The sequence below is a fragment of the Prevotella sp. tf2-5 genome (assembly GCF_900115435.1).
Lineage (GTDB): Bacteria > Bacteroidota > Bacteroidia > Bacteroidales > Bacteroidaceae > Prevotella.
This window is the reverse complement of sequence record NZ_FOWK01000011.1, coordinates 106,638-125,993: the sequence shown is the minus strand read 5'-3', so window position 1 is coordinate 125,993 and position 19,356 is coordinate 106,638. Positions and strand designations below refer to the sequence as shown.

Here is a 19,356-nt window from a genome sequence, read left to right as displayed (position 1 = left end):
GAATGGAGGAAAGCAGGGTTATTCATGAGATAACGCCCTTGATGGGTAAGGATTCTCTCTATATTGCGGATCGCAGGAAGAAAGAGTTCACCTATCCTATTCACAATCATGAGGTCTTCGAACTGAATTTTGTGGAGCATGCCCCTGGTGTGCGCCGTATCGTCGGTGACTCTAACGAGATTATTGACGAGTTTGACTTGGTATTGATCACGAGTCCGGACTTGGAGCATGTCTGGGAACAGAACACCTGTACCAGTGAGGATATCCGTGAGGTGACGGTCCAGTTCTATTTTGACCTTAGCGAAGACAGCTTCCTCTCACATAATCCTTTCAATTCGATGCGTAAGATGATGCTGGAAGCTCGTAAGGGACTCTCTTTCCCCTTGGAGGCTATCATGCGTGTTTACCATTTGATTGACACGTTGAGTTCGGTGAAGGACGGCTTCTATGCAGTGACTCAGTTTATGACCATCCTTTATGAGTTGTCTAAATGTGACGGAGCCCGCACCCTTGCCACCAGTAGCTATGCGAAAGTAGAGGCAGGCAGTGATTCCCGTCGTATCTTGAAAGTCAAGAACTATATCAGTCAGAACTATATGGATGAGATCCGCCTGGCAACGATGGCGGGAATTGCAGGGATGAGCCCGTCGGCATTCAGCCGTTTCTTCAAGTTGCATACAGGCAGGAATCTCAGTGAGTATATCATTGACCTCCGGTTGGGCTTTGCCAGTCGGATGTTGGTGGACACTTCCAAGAGTATTGCTGAGATCAGCTATGCCTGTGGGTTTAACAACCTCAGTAACTTCAACCGTATCTTCAAAAAGAAAAAGAACTGCTCTCCATCGGAGTTCAGGGAGAATTATCATAAGACCAGAATCATCGTATAAGACCAGTCATGACCACATTGAGAACATCTGTTGTATTACTGCTGACGGCTATAGGGAGCTTCCTCTCTGTAGGCGCACAGTCACAATTCGATCGTCAGCTCAATGCCCTTGACAAGATGATAGACTCATGCAGAAGTCATAAGATCGATACCCTGCTGGCTAAGGCGATCTGTAATCGTGCTGCCCTTTTCTATAACCATGCGATGGACGACTCCATCATCAATCATGTTCCTAAGGACATGGTGGAGGTTCGGAAGACAGGACAGTGGAATCAGTATTATGAGTTATGGACCCATCTTGCCAATACCTATCTGTATAGTGGACAACCCAATAAGGCACTGCGTGAGGTACAGGCGATGTTCGATGATGCCAAGCAGCGAGGTGACAACTACGGAATGGGCTATGCCTACTATACCATGGGTAGTGTGTATGCCACGCTCAGTAACTATGACGAGAGTATCAATTCCTATCAGAAAGGACTGGACCTCTTGTCTAATATCAATCCATACCCTACGGTGCTTCCCGATCTCTATGCTTATTACGGGGATATCCTCAACTTGAAAAAGGAATACCAGCAACTGGAGAAACTGACGAAACGCTGGCAAGATTTCCTGAAAGAGTATGAGGAGCAGTATAAGACGACGATTAGTGAAGATACCAAGAAAGTCTTATATACCTATTATTATATGGCATGTGCCCAGGCTCATCTGGGATTAGGACAACTGGGACCGGGTGAGGATGACTTGAAGAAGGCGTATGCCCTCATTGATTCCGAGACATCCTTGAGAGCACAGTCATGGCTGTTCTATATGGCTAAGCTGCGCTATCAGCAGAAACGCTATCCAGAGGCTCTTAAACTGAATGACAAGCGTATGGCGCTCTTTGACGACAGCGACATGACGGTTTATATTGATATCATCAGTCAACGTGCGGATATCCTGATGGCTCTGGGACACTATAAGGAGGCGGCAGACTATTACCTGAGGATGTATCAGATCAACGACTCTGTCAATACCCAGGGCACCAAACAGCAGCTGAATGAGATGAACACGCTGTTCAAGGTCGATGAGCTGAAGATGGAGAAAGAGCGTGCACAGTTCCGTAACACGATGATCATCGTCGGGCTCATCATCCTTGCGCTGGTGATATTCAGCATCTTCCGCTATATCGCAGCCAAACGCCTGAAGGTCGCCCATGAGAAACTGCAGACGACACACGAGGAATTGTTGACTGCCTACGACCAGTTGGAGGAGACGACAACGGCAAAGGAGCGTATTGAGAGTGACCTCCGTATTGCCCGTGACATCCAGCAGAGTATGATTCCCCAGAAATTCCCGCCATTCCCTGAGCGTACGGATATTGACCTCTTTGCGTCGATGACACCGGCGAAGGCGGTAGGTGGTGACCTCTATGACTTCATCTTGCTTGACGAGAAACTCTATTTCTGTCTGGGTGATGTGAGTGGAAAGGGTGTGCCAGCCTCTTTGTTCATGGCGGTGGCTCGTAACCTGTTCCGTGTGGTCTCCCAGCAAGGACTTCCTCCCGCAGAGATTGCCGATAAGTTGAATAATGCCTTGTCGGAGGATAACGACAGTGGTATGTTCGTGACGATGTTCATTGGTATCATAGATCTTCCCACCGGGCGTCTTGACTTCTGTAATGCGGGACATAACCCACCAGTCATTAAGATGCATGACGGTACCACTCATTTTATAGAGATGGAGGCTAACGCCCCCTTGGGACTATGGGCAGGACTTCCTTATGAGGGAGAGCATATTGATGATATCAGCGGATGCCCGTTCTTCGTCTATAGTGACGGACTGAATGAGGCAGAGAATGAGAACCACGACCAGTATGGTGACGACCTGTTGCTGGAGATGTTGGAGAAGCATGAGTTTGTCAGCTCACAACAGACTGTTGAGATGATGAAGGCGGATGTGGTGCGCCACGCCAATGGTGCTGAACAGAGTGACGACCTCACCATGCTGTGTGTGAAAGTACAAGGAAATTTACCTAAATTATAATGAACTATATGGAGAAAGAGATCTGTATTAAGAACCGAATGGACGAACTGGTGCGAGTCAACCAGTTCATTGAAGAAATCGGGGAGGAATTAGGACTTGACATGGAACTCCAGATGAACCTCAACCTAGTTATTGAGGAGATGGTGGTAAATGTCATCTCCTATGCCTATCCCGAAGGAACGGAAGCCGACATTGAACTGAAGGCGGAAAGCAAAGGAAAGGAACTGACCTTTGTGCTTACTGATCGTGGAAGGGAGTTTGATCCCACGCTGAGTGAAAGTGCTGATATGGATGTGAACCCCGCCGAGCGTGACTTGGGCGGTATGGGTATCTATATCGTCAAGAACATCATGAACGAGGTGACTTATCAGCGACTGGAGGGTAAGAACCTGTTGACGATGAAGAAGGAAATCAAGTAAAGTAAAACATTAACATTAAAAAATAACAACTATGACACAGATTTTGAAAGAGAATGGTAAGACCATTATTAAGACCGGACAGCGTATTGACACTATGAATGCCGGTGAGTTTGAACGTGATATCGAGCCAGCATTGGCAGATGGTGGTGTTGACCTGGAGATGGACTGTACAGAACTGAACTATATGGCAAGTTCTGGTCTGCGTGTGATTCAGAAGACCATGCGTACCGTCATGCAGCAGAAGGGTCAGTTCAAGATGACGAACGTAAGCCCTGAGATCTACAAGGTACTGAATATGACTGGTTTTACGAAGTTTATGAAGGTAGAACAGAGAAAAGATTAATCTGCTATGATATTCGTTATTATTGCCTTAGTTATCATCGTTGTCATCCTTGCCGTTGCCTTGTATTTCCAAATCAAGGGTGGTCATGACCAGGCGAACGAGCAGGAGACGTTGCTGAGGGACTATCAGCGTCGTGTGGATGAACAACAACAACTGCTTGAGGACTATCGTAGTCTTCAAAAGAACTTTGAGAATGTCGGTGAGGGTTACGAGCAGGCACTCGACCTTTATGACAAGATGGAGGAGAACAGTCGTAAACTGGAGGAGCGTAATTCCTTCCTGGAGAAACAGAATGCTGATCTGCAGGCTGCCGGCAAGACCAATGCGGAGTCTTTGCGTATCAACAAGGAGTTCCTTCAGCAGATTACAGAGAAGATGTCGAAGGAACTGGATAAGTGGGATGCCGCTGTCGCCGCTCCATTGTCTGGTATGGTTTGTAGCATCCAGGATATCAACGACATGGGTAGTGAGACAGCTCTTGAGCGTAACGACAATATCGTTGCCGAGCAGGTCGCTAAACGTGCTGTCGCTGAGTCCGCAATCGACAAGTGCCAGTATTTTGCCTTCGAGTTAAAGGTCAGTCCGCAGGCTGCCTCAATGTTGCAGACGAATGAGAAACAGGCTGCCCATGCACTGGCACTGGTACTCGACAATGCCAAGAAGTTCACGACGGATGGTACTGTGACATTGGATGTGGATGCCAGTCTGCAGGATTCGAAGATCACCTACACGGTGACAGACTCTGGCATGGGTGTTCCTGCCAATGAGGCAGAGCGTATCTTCGAGCCGTTCGTCAAGCTCAACAGCTATTTTGACGGTCAGGGACTCGGTCTTACCTTTGCCCGCAGCATTGCCCGCCGCTTAGGTGGTGAATTGATGCTGGATACGGCTAACACCGCCAAGGGTGCCCGCTTCGTCATGACTTTACCGATGTAATATTGTAAAGAAAACTTGCCGGATTTTATGTTCGGATTTTGGGAGCTTCTAGAAAAATAGGAGCTCCCAAATTGTTTGAAATGGACAAGAAAGGAGTTAGGTGCCACCTTCGAGGGTGTTAGGTGCCGACTAACTACCCGGAAGGTGCCGCCTTCTGACCCGAAAGGCGGCACCTTTCTACGTGAAAAACAAGGGCAAAAACAGCACTTTTTGGTTGTTTTTGCACCCTTTTTTAAGGGTTAAAAACTGTTCCGGATAGATAACCGTCTCTCTTACAGCGACTTATCGTAACGGCTCTATTTTCGCGTATTTGAAGCCGACTTCGACCTTGGTGGATTTTATGCGATTCTACAGGCGATCTTTGTCAAGATGATTCAAAAAGATGATACACCAAGCAAAAAATATAATACATTATTTATAATGTAGATTCCTAATTTTTTTATATCTTTGCAAACGAATAGTAGCATATACTATAAACCTGAATTAACAATCAAAACAATAACAAACATGAGAGAATTATTACTAAATCAACACAATCGAACAAGAGTGCTCAGGCAGCTTTCTTTGTTCTTCGCCTTATTGCTCCTGCCAATGGGGGTGTGGGGACAGACTGATTACGGACTGACCGTTGCAGGTGTGAATGTGACCAGCGCCAATGCTTCAAACATTACTGGTCAGTATTTGACAGAAGGTACTGCTGTGTTTGACGCTAATTCTAACACCCTGACGCTTACAAACGTAGCAATCGGCTACGGTGGTGTTCAAAGTGGACTGGAGAACTTGACGATTATATTCAATGGAACGAATATGATTGAAAGTTATATTGGTGCCAATGCTGATGTAGCTGGAACCCATAATTTAACTCTTCAGAGTGGTACTGAGGGTAGCACCATGTATCTGGATAATACGGTCGGAAAATCAATTATTGATGGTTTTGATAATGTGAGCATGGATGGCTTGTATGTTTCTTCAGAAACACCCTACGCCTATAATGCTACTGCAAAACAGTTTAAAGGAGTACAATTTTCAGGTGTTATTCTTCAAAATGCTACTATTACTTCCACTCCTCACTATTCTTTATGGGTGGGTTATACGCAATTGAGCGATGAGAATAAAACTGATTTGTTTCCAAACGATCAGTCATTAGCAGGTAAAGTGTCTTTTGATAATACTAGCAATACATTGAGTCTGCAGAATGCCGATTTGACTTATTACAATGTTTTTAGTGTATTGAGCGACCTGACAATCGACGTAAGTGGTTATTGTAGTGTTGGTGCAGGTGACTCCGCAACGGCTGTAAGAAACGTTCACCCCAGTGGTGTTCTAACGCTAAAGAGTACAGGCTCGGGTAATCAATTGACTTTCAACAACAACCGACCGATTCGCGATTTCTCTTCACTCACACTCACAGGACTTTATTGGGATGGTGATTATACATACGGACCTGCTACAATAGAGGATTGGGATGCAGAAAAACAAGAGTCTGTTCAACTAGTCGGAAAACATTTGTTAAAGAAAGATGGCTCTGAAGCAGCGGGTGCTATTGCCTTTTCGGATTTGCCGCGTCCTTCTATGTATGCTTCATCTAATCAGCAAAATGAACCAACGTTTGGTTTTGAGGGTGACCCTTCATGGGAGATTCGTTATTCCATTGACTATGTGGACGAGTCTTTGGCTGATGTTACCAATGCGTTATATGATATGCAAGGAGATAATGTCCCCTTGCAAGGTGCCGCAACGGTTACCGCATGGACAGTTTTTGGCGATGCTACTAGTGATGTCGTTAAAGGTAAACTCTTCGACTTGTCAGAGACTTCTCTCTCCACGGTCTATGGTACAGCTGAGACACTGTCTGCTCCGACCTTGCGTCCAGCCATTGATCCTGAAGATAAGATTACTGTTTCTTACTTAGGTAGAGAACAGAGCGATGTTGCGACGATTAACGCATCGACTGGAGAGGTGACCATATTAGGTCCTGGCTCAGAGACTTTCAATGTGGGCTTTACACTTGACGATGGTTGTACAGTCCTTAATTACGAATATCTTACTTTCGATGTGACGGTCCAGAAGAGTTATTCTCTTTTCATTGGTGATACTCAGGTAACGGAAGCCAATGCTGATGACGTGCTTGGTGACGGTAAGGTGTCGTTCACTGTAAGTGGAGGTCAGGAAGCTGCACCAACCTATACGCTGACACTGAATGGTGCTGCCCTCACTGCTCCTGTGAAGGTAGGTCTGGCTAACCTGACGTTTGATATTCGTGGTAACAACACTATTACAACAAATACTACTTGTATTCAGAATACAGCAACGACTGGTGTGCCTTCGCTGACCTTTAAGTCAAACGCTGACGTAGTGGGAAGCCTGACATTGACGAATAACAGCGATGAGACTGATGACGGTGTGATTAGCAGTAGTTTTTATTCTAATAATACTAGTTACTACACTATCAGCAAGGAACTCGCGCTGATTATATTAAGAAACGGTGAATATACTTTCAATACCTATTATTTCACGGCAGGCGAGGTTCACAACGTTCAGTTTGTTCCTTCTTATGGTGTTCAAATTGGCGAAACACAGATCTATGAGGGCAATGCTGCGGATGTGTTTGGCGACGGAACGGTCAGTTTCGATAAAACGAAGAATATTTTGACACTGAATGGTGCCAGTCTGTCTGGTCCTCTTAGCACTTCGCTTGCTACGCTGACGGTTGACCTGATAGGTGAAAATACCCTCAGAAATTACTATGACGGTCATGTGATTGAGACTCCTTACGGTGATGATGTAACTATTACCTTCAAGTCATCAGCCGATGTTAAGGGTATGCTCACGATGACGATGAATTATTCTCAAGATGGTAATATGGCCAGTGAGCATGTGACTATGGAATACACATCACCGCTGTCAGTCATTTCCGGTAGTATGACAGGAAATGTTGGTAACAAATCTGTTGTCATCGGTGTGAACTACGGTATTACTATTACTACAGCCGGAGGCTCTTATCCTGTTACCAGTGACAACCGTTTGGATGTGCTTGGTGACGGAGGATCTGTACAGTTTGATGGTAAGAACACCCTGATATTGAATAATGCCTGGATATCGAGTGTCATACTCGGTGCTGATGACAGTTGGGTTAAGAAAGGACTGACCATCTACTTGAAGGGTGACAATACGATTGGTGAACAGGAACAGGATGGACTCATCTATCAAGGACAAGGTGCCAATGTATCTTTGACATTCGCTACCGGTGATGTGGAGCCAGGAACATTGACGCTCAGTTATTCTGATCAACCTTTGGTTGGATTTACACCGACTTATCTGAACAACTTGACAGATATGATGAATCCTGACCTACACCAGATAACTATTGCCGTCAGCATGGAGCCGTTTGTAACACAAAGCGAAAAAGAGAAAACTGAAGATGGTAACGGTATAGGATTAGGTAAGGATCTTGAACAAGTAGTCCAAGGACTCTCCGCTGAGGCAGCAACGACATTATTGGGTGAAGGTGTAATAGTCAATAAGATACTGTATACCTTGCCTAATAACGATGACGGTTATATTGATGATCCTGACTATGTGGCAGTAAATGGTAAGGTGGTTGCGCTGAACACCCCGATGGATGATGGTGAAGTTAACGATATTCTGGAGTACATTAAGAATGGATTGATCCAGCCTGGTACGAAACTTGGCGATCCTTATACATTTGCATATTACTTCCATGGTATGTCCTTCCTGCTGCCTGCAGGTTCTGGTGATATCATCCTTGATGTCAATACGAACGAGGCAGGAGAACTGCATGTGAAGGTGGGCAACAACGATCCCGTTGTCATCTCTGCTACGACGGGCTTTGAGGAAAGACGCGTTCCTTATGCGTTGACAGAAGCTTCTTATGTATTTATATATAATGTGACATCCGCTCCAAGCTCCTCTCGTCGCAGTGCCGGCCATCGTGCTCCAGGACGTAAGGAGACGACGACAGTGGGTATCAAGGGTTTGAGTGTCAGCGCCAGCGACGTGTCACCGGCACCAGGACCCGCTCTGTCTCCGAAGAAGTTGGATAAGTCTCTCTTGGTAAAGGAAGGCAATCACATCACCGTGAAAGACATGGATGTTGAGGACATTGAGGTTGATGCCTTCGACGAGCTGTCAGGTGACATCACTTATGTAGACTTACGTCAGACCAGTATTAAGGGTATGTCTGTAAACCGCATGATTTCTGACGACCTGTTTAAGAAACTTCCTGAGAAGACCTTTATCTATCTGCCTGCAGGTAATGAAGTAATAACTGGTACCAAGAACGTGGTTGTCGGCAGCGTATGTAATGACATGGAACTGGATGCCGCTGCTCCATTTGAGGCATCAAAAGACTTCGTTGCCGTGAAAGCCGTACATGCTCGTGACTTCTCTACCATGCTGGACAAGCACTGCACCGTATATCTGCCATTCGCTCTGGACGAGGAACAGGCAAGCAGCTTGGGTACTTTCTATGAGATGACAGGTATCGCCGATGGCAAGATCATGTTCACATCCGTCAAGGAGACGAAAGCCAACATGCCATATATGTTCAAACCGGCTAAGGAGACTGTCAGTGCGAAGATGGTCGAGGTGAAGGCTACGATCCCAGGGGCACCCGTAGTAGGCTCCGCTACCTTCGAGGGAACGTATGACCAGAAGTCGATCCTTTCTGACGCTAGTACACAGTACTACTGCTTCAAAGCAGAAGACGGTATATTAGTTCATGTCATCGACAACTCTATGACGGTGGATCCGTTCCGTTGCTATATCAAGGTGACGGGTGGCGCTTCATTAGGTCGCTTCCTGGATATTGTCGTAGACGACGAAACCACTGCTGTCAAGAATATCAAGGTGGGTTCTGAGGACAATGTTTACTATGACCTGAGCGGTCGTCGTGTACTTTATCCTAAGAAGGGTATGTATATCATGAACGGTAAAAAGGTAATCATTAAATAAAGGAGGACTGTAAGATGAAAAAGAAACTATATATCGCTCCGCAGATGGAAAGCTTTTGTTTCCAACCTCAGGGACCTATCCTGCAAACTTCTAATCTGACCCCACAGGATTGGGGCGATGGCGGTAGTGCCGGTGGCAGGTTGTTCGAGGACGATGGCTTGAATTTCATCATGGGAGGAGGCGATTTCAACGACCTCCAGAACATGCTACTACCATAAGAGGAGTGGGGCAGACCTTTCGGTTTGCCCCACCTTTTTGCCTTCATGCGAAAGTTTTTCAAAAAAAGTTCGCTAAAAGTTTGGCAGTTCCATAAAAAGTATGTACCTTTGCAACCGCAAAACGAAAAGGATGGCTCCCTAGCTCAACTGAATAGAGCATCTGACTACGGATCAGAAGGTTGTGGGTTTGAATCCCGCGGGAGTCACAAAGAAAGAAATCCAAGACGAAAGTTTACTTTCAGTTTTGGATTTCTTCTTTGTGTTGCTCAGCCCGTGGCAGGGGAGGGATGGACAAAGTCAATCCCGCGGGAGTCACAAAAGAAAAAGGAATCTCAATCGAGATTCCTTTTTCTTTTGTATGTATTAAACCTTACTTAATGAGGTCAACACTTCGCTTCAAGAATTGGTCGAGAGCCTCTCCCTTCAGCATACCGTTCTGCAGCAGGGCGAGGTCGATGAGCTGATGAACGATAGAGTTGCCTTTCGCATAGTCGGCAAGAATCTGTTGCTTCTTGTCTTTCTGCTCCTGTATGGCTTTCTCGCATTCTGCTTTCATGTCCTTATCGTCCTGTGTCAACTCCTCGGCTTTCTTCTTCTCCTGAGCCTGACGGATAGCGGCAAGACGAGCCTCCTGTCCCTTCAACTCTGCCTCTACTGGTTTCAGAGCCTCCTCTGTAGAGGTCTTGCTCTCGTCAAGCACACGCTTTACCAACGGGTGGTCGCTGTTCAAGACGAGATTCATCGAGTCGGGCATCTGGGCGTAGAAGTTCATGCCGGGCTGGAAACGACTCATCTCCTTCATACGACGCATATACTCGTTCTGGGTGATCATCACAGGACGGGCTTGCTCACCGAGAGCCTGTACCTCTACCATGAACTCCGTCTTCTCCATCTTCGGCATTTGTGAACGGAAGACAGATGACAAATTGGCAGACTCGTCGTCTGACAGGGTAGATTTGGGAGCGTCCTCCTTGACAATCAGTCGCTCGATGATGTCACTATCGACACGGGTGAAGCGGCTCTTCTCAAACTTCTGCTCCAACATCTGGATGGCAGGGACATCGAGTTGTCCGTCCAACAGCAGGACACTGTAACCCTTGTCCTTTGCTGCCTGGATATAGCTGTACTGTTCCTCCTTGTCGGTGGCATAGAGATAGACGAGGGTATCGTCCTTGTCTTTCTGGGCACCTTCAATCAGTTTCTTGTACTCTTCGAAGGTGAAATACTTATCCTCCGTATCCTTGAGCAATGCGAAATCCTTGGCACGGTCGTAAAAACTCTCCTCCGACAACATACCGTAGTTGATGAAGAGTTTCAGGTCATCCCATTTCTCTTCGTAAGCCTTGCGGTCCTCTTTAAAGATACTCTGCAGACGGTCAGCTACCTTCTTGGTGATATAAGTGGAGATCTTCTTCACGTCACGGTCACTCTGTAAGTAAGAACGTGATACGTTCAAGGGAATATCAGGGGAGTCGATGACACCATGTAACAGAGTCAGGAACTCCGGCACGATGCCTTCTACCTGGTCGGTAACGAACACCTGGTTGCAATACAACTGGATCTTGTTACGCTGCAGGTCGATATTCGACTTGATGCGAGGGAAATAGAGGATACCTGTCAAGTTGAAGGGATAGTCTACGTTCAGGTGAATCCAGAACATCGGCTCGTCACTCATGGGGTAAAGGGTACGATAGAAACTCTTATAGTCCTCATCCTTCAAACCAGAGGGCGCCTTCGTCCATAGCGGCTCCACATGATTGATAATATTGTCCTCTGCGGTATCCACCATCTTCTTCTCGTCGGAAGACCACTCCTGCTTCTTGCCGAAAGCAACGGGCACTGCCATGAACTTACAGTATTTATTCAACAGCTCCTGGATCTTCGACTTCTCAAGGAACTCCTTGCAGTCGTCATCAATATACAGGATGATATCCGAGCCACGGTCGTCTTTCTCCGTCTCGTCAATCTCATAGGCAGGACTTCCGTCGCAGCTCCATTTCACTGCATTGGCATCGTCCTTATACGACTTGGTGACGATCTCTACCTTCTTTGATACCATGAACGAGGAGTAGAAACCCAGTCCGAAGTGTCCGATAATGTTGTTGGCATTGTCCTTATACTTCTCCAGGAAGTCGTTGACACCTGAGAAGGCAATCTGGTTGATATACTTGTCGATCTCTTCTTCCGTCATACCGATACCACGGTCACTGATGGTGATGGTGCCCTTGTCGGTGTCGAGGGTGATATGAACGGTAAGATCGCCCAGCTCTCCCTTGAACTCACCCTGTTCTTTCAGGGTCTTCAACTTCTGTGTGGCATCGACGGCATTGCTGACCATCTCACGGAGGAAAATCTCATGATCTGAGTAGAGAAACTTTTTGATGACGGGGAAGATGTTCTCTGTAGTAACCCCGATGTTACCTTTTTGCATATACCTTATTTATTATTATATTATAATCTTTACTGCACTAATAAGTGCAAATACCGTGCCATATTCAAGATAATTGAATATTGATAATTGAAATTTGATAATTATTTTGTACCTTTGCAGGCAAATAACGAAGATCATGAAAAGAAGATGGCATTGTAAGGCAGGAGAACAACCTACAGAATTCGACAAAAGGATTATGTACTTGGAGAACAAAGGTGCTCTGGTACCTACCCGTGAGTTGGTTAAGACACCGGAACAGATAGAGGGTATCCGTCGTGCCGGTGTGGTGAATACTGGTGTGTTGGATGCTGTTGGCGCCGCTATTCATGCTGGCATGTCGACTTTGGAAATCGACCAGATCTGCCGTGACTACTGTGCGGCACATGGTGCGACACCCGCTTGTCTGAACTATGAGGGTTTCCCGATGAGTGTCTGTACCAGTATCAACGAGGTGGTATGTCACGGTATTCCCAAGGCAGATGATATCCTGGAGGATGGTGATATTATCAATGTTGATTTCACGACGATCCTTGATGGCTATTATGCTGACGCCTCTCGTATGTTCATCATCGGGAAGACGACACCAGAGAAGGAACAACTCGTCAAGGTGACGAAGGAATGTCTGGAGATCGGCATGGAGGCAGCTAAGCCATGGGGCTTTGTCAACGAGATCGGCAAGGCAATCGAGAAACATGCCAAGAAATATCATTATGGTGTCGTCCGTGACTTATGCGGTCATGGAGTAGGGTGCCACTTCCATGAGGAACCGGAGGTATGCCATTTCGCCCAGCGTGGTGACGGCATGTTATTGGTCCCTGGTATGGTGTTCACCATCGAACCGATGATAAACATGGGGACATGGAAGGTCTTCATTGATGCTGATGACCCCTATGGATGGGAAGTCATCTCCGAGGACGAGCAACCCTCTGCCCAATGGGAGCACACCCTGCTGATGACAGAGCACGGCGTGGAAATATTAACCTATTAATATTCGGAATTCCGTAATTCCGTTATCTCGTAATTCCGAACCCTCGTAATCCCGAAATCTCGAAATATCGCAATGAAAAAAAACATATATATCCTAGGAATTGAGTCTAGCTGCGACGACACGTCTGCAGCTGTGCTGAAGGATGGGGTACTGCTGTCGAATGTGACAGCATCGCAGGCTGTTCATGAGGCATATGGAGGTGTGGTGCCGGAATTAGCATCTCGTGCCCACCAGCAGAATGTGGTACCAGTAGTCGATCAGGCGATCAAGAAGGCTGGTATCTCCAAGGAACAGCTGACGGCTGTCGCTTTTACCAGAGGACCGGGACTGATGGGCTCGCTACTGGTGGGTGTGAACTTTGCGAAGGGATTCGCCCGTTCATTAGGGATTCCTCTAATCGATGTCAACCACTTGCAAGGACATGTGATGGCTCATTTTATCAAGGAGTCGGATGACGACACCAACCAGCCACCACTGCCTTTCCTCTGTCTGCTGGTCAGCGGTGGTAACTCCCAGATTGTCAAGGTGAACGCCTATAACGATATGGAGGTCCTCGGACAGACTATCGATGATGCGGCAGGAGAGGCTATTGACAAATGCTCGAAGGTGATGGGACTCGGTTATCCCGGTGGTCCTATTATCGATAAACTGGCGCGTCAGGGTAATCCTAAGGCTTACCAGTTTGCGGAACCGCATATCCCAGGACTCGACTATAGTTTCTCAGGACTGAAAACCTCTTTCCTTTATAGTCTGCGGAAGTGGATTGGGGAGGATCCTGATTTCATCGAGCATCATAAGGAAAACATTGCTGCCTCGTTGGAATGGACAATTGTGGACATCCTGATGAAGAAATTACGCCTTGCTGTAAAACAGACGGGTATCAAACATGTCGCTGTTGCCGGAGGCGTGAGCGCCAATAATGGATTGCGCAATGCCTTCTATGATCATGCCAAACGGTATGGATGGACGATCTATATCCCGAAGTTCAGCTACACCACTGATAATGCCGCGATGATAGGTATCGTGGGCTATTATAAATACCTTGACGGCGAGACGTGTCCTATCGACGCGCCAGCCTTCTCAAAAGTGACGTTCAAATAAAACACAAATATCATGATAGATTTTGAAAGTAAGATTATCAGCAGAGAGGTGAGTCAGATCCTCTGGGAGATAGAGAAGACCGTAGGTACAGCAGAGAGTTGTACTGGTGGACGTATCGCAGAGTCACTGATCTCTATCCCAGGTGCTTCTAAGTATTTTAAAGGTGGTATCGTTTGCTATGTCGATGAAATCAAAGAACGACTGCTGGGTGTCGATGCCCAGGTGTTGGAGGAGAAGACGGCTGTCTGTGAGGAAGTGGCTCGTCAACTGGTGACAGGAGCTTGTAAAGCATTGAATACCGACTTTGCCATTGCCGCCACAGGTTTCGCTGGTCCCACAGGAGGCACCAAGGATATTCCCGTGGGAACGATATGGTTAGCGTGTGGCTCTCCCGAAAAGCAAGTCACACTGAAAGTGGAGGAGGATCATGGTCGTGACATCAATCTCGCTATTGCGACTCACAAAGCGATGCAAATGTTCCTTGACTTCCTGAAAGCAGAGACGGGAATGGACGAAGAAGTTAAAAAATATTAAGAGAAAGAGAAAACTCTAAACTTTAAACTCTAAACTCTAAACTTTTTCGTACCTTTGCACCCTGTTTGGAGTAAGTTACAATTTAGGAACACAAAAAAGTAGATAGGAATGTCTAAAATTTGTCAGATTACGGGAAAGAAGGCACAGATTGGTAATAATGTGTCTCACTCAAAGCACCGCACAAAGCGCAGCTTTGATGTAAACCTGTTCAGCAAGAAGTTCTACTATGTAGAGGAGGCTTGCTGGATTCAGTTGAAGATCAGCGCCGCTGGTCTGCGTATGATTAATAAGGTAGGTCTGGACGCTGCCCTGAAGCAGGCTGTTGCTAAAGGTTATGTAGACTGGAAGGACATTAAAGTTATAGGAGACTAACACATGGCAGGCAAGAAAGCTAAAGGTAATCGCGTTCAGGTAATCCTGGAGTGTACCGAGATGAAAGAGAGTGGATTGCCCGGAACAAGTCGTTATATCACGACCAAGAACCGTAAGAACACTCCTGAGAGAATGGAATTGAAGAAGTATAACCCCATCCTGAAGCGCATGACAGTGCACAAGGAGATTAAATAATCTATTTAAAGCATGGCAAAGAAAACCGTCGCAACCCTCCATGAAGGTTCTAAGGATGGTCGCGCTTACACAAAGGTTATCAAGATGGTAAAAAGCCCTAAGACAGGTGCTTACATCTTCGATGAGCAGATGGTTCCTAACGAGGAGGTTAAGGACTTCTTTAAGAACTAATATTTAAAGAGTAATATAGAAAAAGCCGAAATCTTTCATGGTTTCGGCTTTTTTTTGTACCTTTGCCGTTGAAATCGAAATAAATAAATATTATGGGTATATTTGGTTTCTTTAATAAGGATAAAAAGGAAACACTCGATAAAGGTCTGGAGAAGACGAAGACGAGCGTGTTCGACAAACTGGCACGTGCTGTGGCAGGAAAGTCGAAGGTGGATGACGATGTGTTGGATGACTTGGAGGAAGTGTTGATAACCAGTGATGTGGGTGTTGACACGACTTTGAAGATTATACAGCGTATTGAGGAGCGTGTGGCTCGTGACAAATATGTCAGTACCAGTGAACTGAATGGCATACTTCGTGATGAAATCGCCGCATTGCTCGCAGAGAACAACTCTGAGGATAACGATAACTGGGACTTACCCGCAGACCACAAACCTTATGTCATTTTAGTTGTAGGTGTGAATGGCGTTGGTAAGACTACTACTATCGGAAAACTTGCCTGGCAGTTCAAACAGGCTGGAAAGAAAGTGTATTTAGGTGCTGCCGATACCTTCCGTGCCGCTGCCGTTGAGCAGTTGTGCATCTGGGGAGAGCGTGTCGGTGTTCCTGTCATTAAGCAACAGATGGGCAGCGATCCTGCCTCAGTGGCTTTCGACACGCTTAGTTCCGCCAAAGCAAATGGAGCTGATGTGGTTCTCATTGACACCGCTGGTCGCCTGCATAATAAGGTGGGACTGATGAATGAGTTGAAGAAGATCAAAGATGTGATGAAAAAGGTACTGCCTGAGGCTCCCGATGAGGTAATGCTTGTTTTGGATGGTAGTACTGGGCAGAATGCCTTTGAGCAGGCAAAACAGTTCTCTGCAGTGACCCAGATCACCTCTCTTGCTATTACCAAACTCGATGGAACCGCAAAAGGTGGTGTGGTGATTGGTATTAGCGACCAGTTGAAAGTCCCTGTGAAATATATCGGTTTGGGTGAGGGTATGGAAGACCTCCAGTTGTTTAATAAACGCCAGTTTGTAGATTCCTTGTTTAAGAATGAGTAAAAAGACCATCGATTTTATCACGTTGGGATGCTCGAAGAATCTTGTTGACAGTGAGAAATTGATGGGACTCTTTGAAGCTAACGGCTATCATGTGACGCATGATAGTAATGATCCCCATGGTGAAATAGTGGTGATTAATACGTGTGGTTTCATCGAGGATGCCAAACAGGAGAGTATAGACACCATCCTTGAGTTTGCACAGGCAAAGACTGAAGGGAGAATAGAAAAGCTTTACGTAATGGGATGTCTTTCAGAGCGTTATCTTGCAGACCTTGAACAAGAGATTCCAGAAGTCGATGGTTGGTATGGAAAGTTCAACTATAAGGAACTATTAAACACTATAGTCACTATTGATACTATAAATACCACAGCCCCCCGCCATCTCACAACCCCTCGTCACTATGCCTATATTAAGATCAGTGAGGGTTGTGACCGCCATTGTGCCTATTGTGCCATTCCTATCATTACAGGCAAGCACCAGAGTCGTCCTATAGAGGAGATATTGGAAGAGGTTCGTTCCCTGGTAGCACAAGGAACCAAGGAATTCCAGATCATCGCACAGGAGTTGACTTATTATGGTATAGATATTGACGGCAAACAACACATTGCCGAACTGATAGAGCGCATGGCTGACATCGAGGGCGTGGAATGGATCCGTCTGCATTATGCCTATCCGGCTCATTTCCCTTGGGACTTATTGAGAGTGATGAGGGAAAAGAAAAATGTCTGTAAGTATCTGGATATTGCCCTTCAACATATCAGTGACCATATGTTAACCCGTATGGTGCGTCATGTGACTAAAGAAGAGACCTATGAGCTTGTACGCAAGATTCGTGAGGAAGTACCAGGTATCCATCTTCGTACCACATTGATGGTCGGATTCCCCGGTGAAACCGATGAAGATTTCCAAGAACTGTTGGATTTCACTCGCTGGGCTCGTTTCGAAAGAATGGGGGCTTTTGCCTATTCAGAGGAAGATGGCACCTATTCGGCAAAACATTATAAGGATGATGTGCCAGCAGATGTCAAGCAGGCTCGCCTTGACCGTTTGATGCGGATCCAACAGCATATCAGTGCAGAGATAGAAGGTGCAAAGGTAGGAAAGGTAATACGTGTCATCATTGACAGGACGGAAGGTGACTGGTTCATCGGACGTAGTGAGTTCTGTTCTCCTGAAGTTGATCCGGAGGTACTGATTCCCATGAAGGAGAATCTGACCATTGGTGAGTTTTATGATGTCAAGGTGACTAGTGCAGAAGAGTTTGATTTATACGCAACAACACAATATGAATAACAAGGAATTTATCAGTGAGTTAGCTACACGTGCCGGGTATGACCAGAAGTCGACCCAGAAGCTCGTGAACAATATCATCACAGCGATGAGTGATGCGTTTGTGGCTGATAATAGTGTGATCGTTCCTAACTTTGGTGTCTTTGAGACAAAGAAGAAAATGGAGCGTGTGATTGTGAATCCCTCTACAGGACAGCGGATGCTCGTACCTCCCAAACTGGTACTGAACTTCAAGCCGAATCAAGTGTGGAAGGAGAAACTGAAGGGAGGACGTTGACGATGGGGAAATTGACGATACAGGAGATAGCGAAGATTCTTGTCGAGAAAAACAAACTAACCCCCAAGGAGGCGAGTCAGTTTGCTGTTTCTATGTTTGAGCTCATCCAGCAGCGTCTTGACAGTGAGGAACTCGTAAAGATCAAGGGACTCGGTACTTTCAAGATGATTCGTGTCGAGGCTCGTGAGAGTGTTAGTGTCAGGACCGGTGAACGTGTGATGATTGACAGTCATGCAAAGATCACCTTTACCCCTGATACCATGATGAAAGAACTGGTCAATAAGCCTTTCTCGCAGTTTGAGACTGTCGTCCTTAACGACGGGATTGAGTTTGAAGACCTTGCTGATGACTTGACAGAAGAGGAACAGATGGACCAGGATCAAGAAAATGAGGAATCAACGATCGCTCAGCCTCTGTTGGATGTTGTAGGTAATCATCCTGCTATGGAAGGAGAGAAGGAGTCTGTCGCTGAAGAACCTTTTCAAGAAGAGTCTCTTCAGGAAGAACCCCAGACGGAGAAGCCACAAATGAAGGAACCTCAGCCAGAGGAACCTCAGCCAGAGGGAGTCTTATCTTTCTACGAAGAAGAGGAGGAGTTTTCATCTTGGAAAAAAACATTAGGCTATGCTTTGCTTACCTTATTACTCATGGCTGCTTCCGCCTATGGAGGTTACTGGTATGGACAGAGAACGGCAAATGCTGTCTCGGAAGGACCTGTCACAGAAACTCCGGAAGTGACAGCCGTAGACAGTATCCCGGACCTGACGAACGATACCATAGCCATAGCTGAAGAGCCTGTCGCAGAACAACCGACAGTGGAACAACCTGTCGCAGAGCAACCTAAACAGGAGGTGAGACAAGAGCAGAAAGCTGAGGAAGAGCCGTTTTGGAAGAAGTATGAGGCGATGGATGCCCGTGTCCGTACTGGTGCTTACCATATCGTTGGGACCGACCATGAGGTAAAGGCACGAAAAGGAGAGACGCTGTCTCGGATCGCTCGTCATGAATTAGGCGAGGGAATGTCTTGCTATATCGAGGTATATAATGATTTGAAGCCCAATACTCCGTTACAAGAGGGGCAGATTATCAAAATTCCCAAGTTGAAATGGAAAAAGAGAAGATCAAATAATTAAATAATATAATAAG

At 46.2% G+C, this 19,356-nt stretch carries 18 protein-coding genes and 1 tRNA gene; 18 read left to right on the top strand and 1 reads right to left on the bottom strand.

Going from position 1 to position 19,356, the window contains the following annotated elements:
- The first annotated feature begins 2 nt into the window (after positions 1 to 2).
- The 8 genes from BM257_RS11895 to BM257_RS11860 all read left to right on the top strand — a co-directional run bounded on the left by BM257_RS11895 (position 3) and on the right by BM257_RS11860 (position 10,007).
- On the top strand, positions 3 to 887 hold the full coding sequence (locus BM257_RS11895; protein ID WP_092072901.1) for an AraC family transcriptional regulator: 885 nt from the start codon (positions 3 to 5) through the stop codon (positions 885 to 887).
- A gap of 8 nt (positions 888 to 895) precedes the next feature.
- Positions 896 to 2,911, top strand: coding sequence for a PP2C family protein-serine/threonine phosphatase (locus BM257_RS11890; protein WP_092072898.1), 2,016 nt, complete (start codon positions 896 to 898; stop codon positions 2,909 to 2,911).
- 8 nt (positions 2,912 to 2,919) lie between these two features.
- Positions 2,920 to 3,330 carry an ATP-binding protein gene (locus tag BM257_RS11885; RefSeq protein WP_092073001.1) on the top strand — a complete coding sequence of 137 codons (411 nt, stop codon included), beginning with the start codon at positions 2,920 to 2,922 and terminating at the stop codon, positions 3,328 to 3,330.
- 31 nt (positions 3,331 to 3,361) lie between these two features.
- Positions 3,362 to 3,673, top strand: coding sequence for an STAS domain-containing protein (locus BM257_RS11880; RefSeq protein WP_092072896.1), 312 nt, complete (start codon positions 3,362 to 3,364; stop codon positions 3,671 to 3,673).
- Positions 3,674 to 3,679: 6 nt separating this feature from the next.
- On the top strand, positions 3,680 to 4,609 hold the full coding sequence (locus BM257_RS11875; protein WP_092072893.1) for a sensor histidine kinase: 930 nt from the start codon (positions 3,680 to 3,682) through the stop codon (positions 4,607 to 4,609).
- Positions 4,610 to 5,155: 546 nt separating this feature from the next.
- Positions 5,156 to 9,583 (top strand): hypothetical protein, encoded by a 4,428-nt coding sequence (locus tag BM257_RS11870; protein WP_143096845.1) that lies wholly within the window; start codon positions 5,156 to 5,158, stop codon positions 9,581 to 9,583.
- Between the two features lie 14 nt (positions 9,584 to 9,597).
- Positions 9,598 to 9,801, top strand: a complete 204-nt coding sequence (locus BM257_RS11865) for a hypothetical protein (protein WP_092072887.1) — start codon at positions 9,598 to 9,600, stop codon at positions 9,799 to 9,801.
- Between the two features lie 132 nt (positions 9,802 to 9,933).
- Positions 9,934 to 10,007: transfer RNA gene (locus BM257_RS11860), tRNA-Arg, on the top strand.
- A gap of 164 nt (positions 10,008 to 10,171) precedes the next feature.
- Here the strand turns inward: BM257_RS11860 and htpG are convergent.
- Positions 10,172 to 12,232 carry a molecular chaperone HtpG gene (gene htpG / locus BM257_RS11855; RefSeq protein ID WP_092072884.1) on the bottom strand — a complete coding sequence of 687 codons (2,061 nt, stop codon included), beginning with the start codon at positions 12,230 to 12,232 and terminating at the stop codon, positions 10,172 to 10,174.
- A 136-nt stretch (positions 12,233 to 12,368) separates the two neighbouring features.
- Between htpG and map the strand changes: the two genes are divergently transcribed.
- The 10 genes from map (at position 12,369) to BM257_RS11805 (ending at position 19,343) form a co-directional block, all read left to right on the top strand.
- Positions 12,369 to 13,220, top strand: coding sequence for a type I methionyl aminopeptidase (gene map, locus BM257_RS11850; protein ID WP_092072881.1), 852 nt, complete (start codon positions 12,369 to 12,371; stop codon positions 13,218 to 13,220).
- A 72-nt stretch (positions 13,221 to 13,292) separates the two neighbouring features.
- On the top strand, positions 13,293 to 14,321 hold the full coding sequence (gene tsaD, locus BM257_RS11845) for a tRNA (adenosine(37)-N6)-threonylcarbamoyltransferase complex transferase subunit TsaD (RefSeq protein ID WP_092072878.1): 1,029 nt from the start codon (positions 13,293 to 13,295) through the stop codon (positions 14,319 to 14,321).
- Between the two features lie 15 nt (positions 14,322 to 14,336).
- On the top strand, positions 14,337 to 14,855 hold the full coding sequence (locus BM257_RS11840) for a CinA family protein (RefSeq protein ID WP_092072998.1): 519 nt from the start codon (positions 14,337 to 14,339) through the stop codon (positions 14,853 to 14,855).
- Positions 14,856 to 14,963: 108 nt separating this feature from the next.
- Complete coding sequence (gene rpmB, locus BM257_RS11835) at positions 14,964 to 15,227, top strand: 50S ribosomal protein L28 (RefSeq protein ID WP_092072875.1); 264 nt, start codon at positions 14,964 to 14,966, stop codon at positions 15,225 to 15,227.
- 3 nt (positions 15,228 to 15,230) lie between these two features.
- Complete coding sequence (gene rpmG / locus BM257_RS11830) at positions 15,231 to 15,422, top strand: 50S ribosomal protein L33 (protein ID WP_091959019.1); 192 nt, start codon at positions 15,231 to 15,233, stop codon at positions 15,420 to 15,422.
- Between the two features lie 12 nt (positions 15,423 to 15,434).
- Positions 15,435 to 15,593: a DUF4295 domain-containing protein gene (locus BM257_RS11825; RefSeq protein ID WP_021963923.1), complete on the top strand. Its 159-nt coding sequence runs from the start codon at positions 15,435 to 15,437 to the stop codon at positions 15,591 to 15,593.
- 92 nt (positions 15,594 to 15,685) lie between these two features.
- On the top strand, positions 15,686 to 16,642 hold the full coding sequence (gene ftsY / locus BM257_RS11820; protein ID WP_092072872.1) for a signal recognition particle-docking protein FtsY: 957 nt from the start codon (positions 15,686 to 15,688) through the stop codon (positions 16,640 to 16,642).
- Positions 16,635 to 17,936: a 30S ribosomal protein S12 methylthiotransferase RimO gene (rimO, locus tag BM257_RS11815; RefSeq protein WP_092072869.1), complete on the top strand. Its 1,302-nt coding sequence runs from the start codon at positions 16,635 to 16,637 to the stop codon at positions 17,934 to 17,936. The genes ftsY and rimO overlap by 8 nt, the downstream gene beginning before the upstream one ends.
- Complete coding sequence (locus BM257_RS11810; protein ID WP_092072866.1) at positions 17,929 to 18,210, top strand: HU family DNA-binding protein; 282 nt, start codon at positions 17,929 to 17,931, stop codon at positions 18,208 to 18,210. The genes rimO and BM257_RS11810 overlap by 8 nt, the downstream gene beginning before the upstream one ends.
- On the top strand, positions 18,180 to 19,343 hold the full coding sequence (locus BM257_RS11805; RefSeq protein ID WP_143096844.1) for an HU family DNA-binding protein: 1,164 nt from the start codon (positions 18,180 to 18,182) through the stop codon (positions 19,341 to 19,343). Before BM257_RS11810 ends, BM257_RS11805 begins: the two co-directional genes overlap by 31 nt.
- Positions 19,344 to 19,356 lie beyond the last annotated feature (13 nt).

Bases quoted from the DNA above. Each gene is read 5' to 3' on its own strand.
- BM257_RS11890 (WP_092072898.1), top strand. From the start codon at position 896: ATGACCACATTGAGAACATCTGTTGTATTACTGCTGACGGCTATAGGG.
- tsaD (WP_092072878.1), top strand. From the start codon at position 13,293: ATGAAAAAAAACATATATATCCTAGGAATTGAGTCTAGCTGCGACGAC.
- BM257_RS11885 (WP_092073001.1), top strand. From the start codon at position 2,920: ATGGAGAAAGAGATCTGTATTAAGAACCGAATGGACGAACTGGTGCGA.
- BM257_RS11825 (WP_021963923.1), top strand. From the start codon at position 15,435: ATGGCAAAGAAAACCGTCGCAACCCTCCATGAAGGTTCTAAGGATGGT.
- rpmG (WP_091959019.1), top strand. From the start codon at position 15,231: ATGGCAGGCAAGAAAGCTAAAGGTAATCGCGTTCAGGTAATCCTGGAG.
- ftsY (WP_092072872.1), top strand. From the start codon at position 15,686: ATGGGTATATTTGGTTTCTTTAATAAGGATAAAAAGGAAACACTCGAT.
- BM257_RS11875 (WP_092072893.1), top strand. From the start codon at position 3,680: ATGATATTCGTTATTATTGCCTTAGTTATCATCGTTGTCATCCTTGCC.
- BM257_RS11810 (WP_092072866.1), top strand. From the start codon at position 17,929: ATGAATAACAAGGAATTTATCAGTGAGTTAGCTACACGTGCCGGGTAT.
- htpG (WP_092072884.1), bottom strand. From the start codon at position 12,232: ATGCAAAAAGGTAACATCGGGGTTACTACAGAGAACATCTTCCCCGTC.
- rpmB (WP_092072875.1), top strand. From the start codon at position 14,964: ATGTCTAAAATTTGTCAGATTACGGGAAAGAAGGCACAGATTGGTAAT.
- BM257_RS11880 (WP_092072896.1), top strand. From the start codon at position 3,362: ATGACACAGATTTTGAAAGAGAATGGTAAGACCATTATTAAGACCGGA.
- map (WP_092072881.1), top strand. From the start codon at position 12,369: ATGAAAAGAAGATGGCATTGTAAGGCAGGAGAACAACCTACAGAATTC.
- BM257_RS11895 (WP_092072901.1), top strand. From the start codon at position 3: ATGGAGGAAAGCAGGGTTATTCATGAGATAACGCCCTTGATGGGTAAG.
- BM257_RS11865 (WP_092072887.1), top strand. From the start codon at position 9,598: ATGAAAAAGAAACTATATATCGCTCCGCAGATGGAAAGCTTTTGTTTC.
- rimO (WP_092072869.1), top strand. From the start codon at position 16,635: ATGAGTAAAAAGACCATCGATTTTATCACGTTGGGATGCTCGAAGAAT.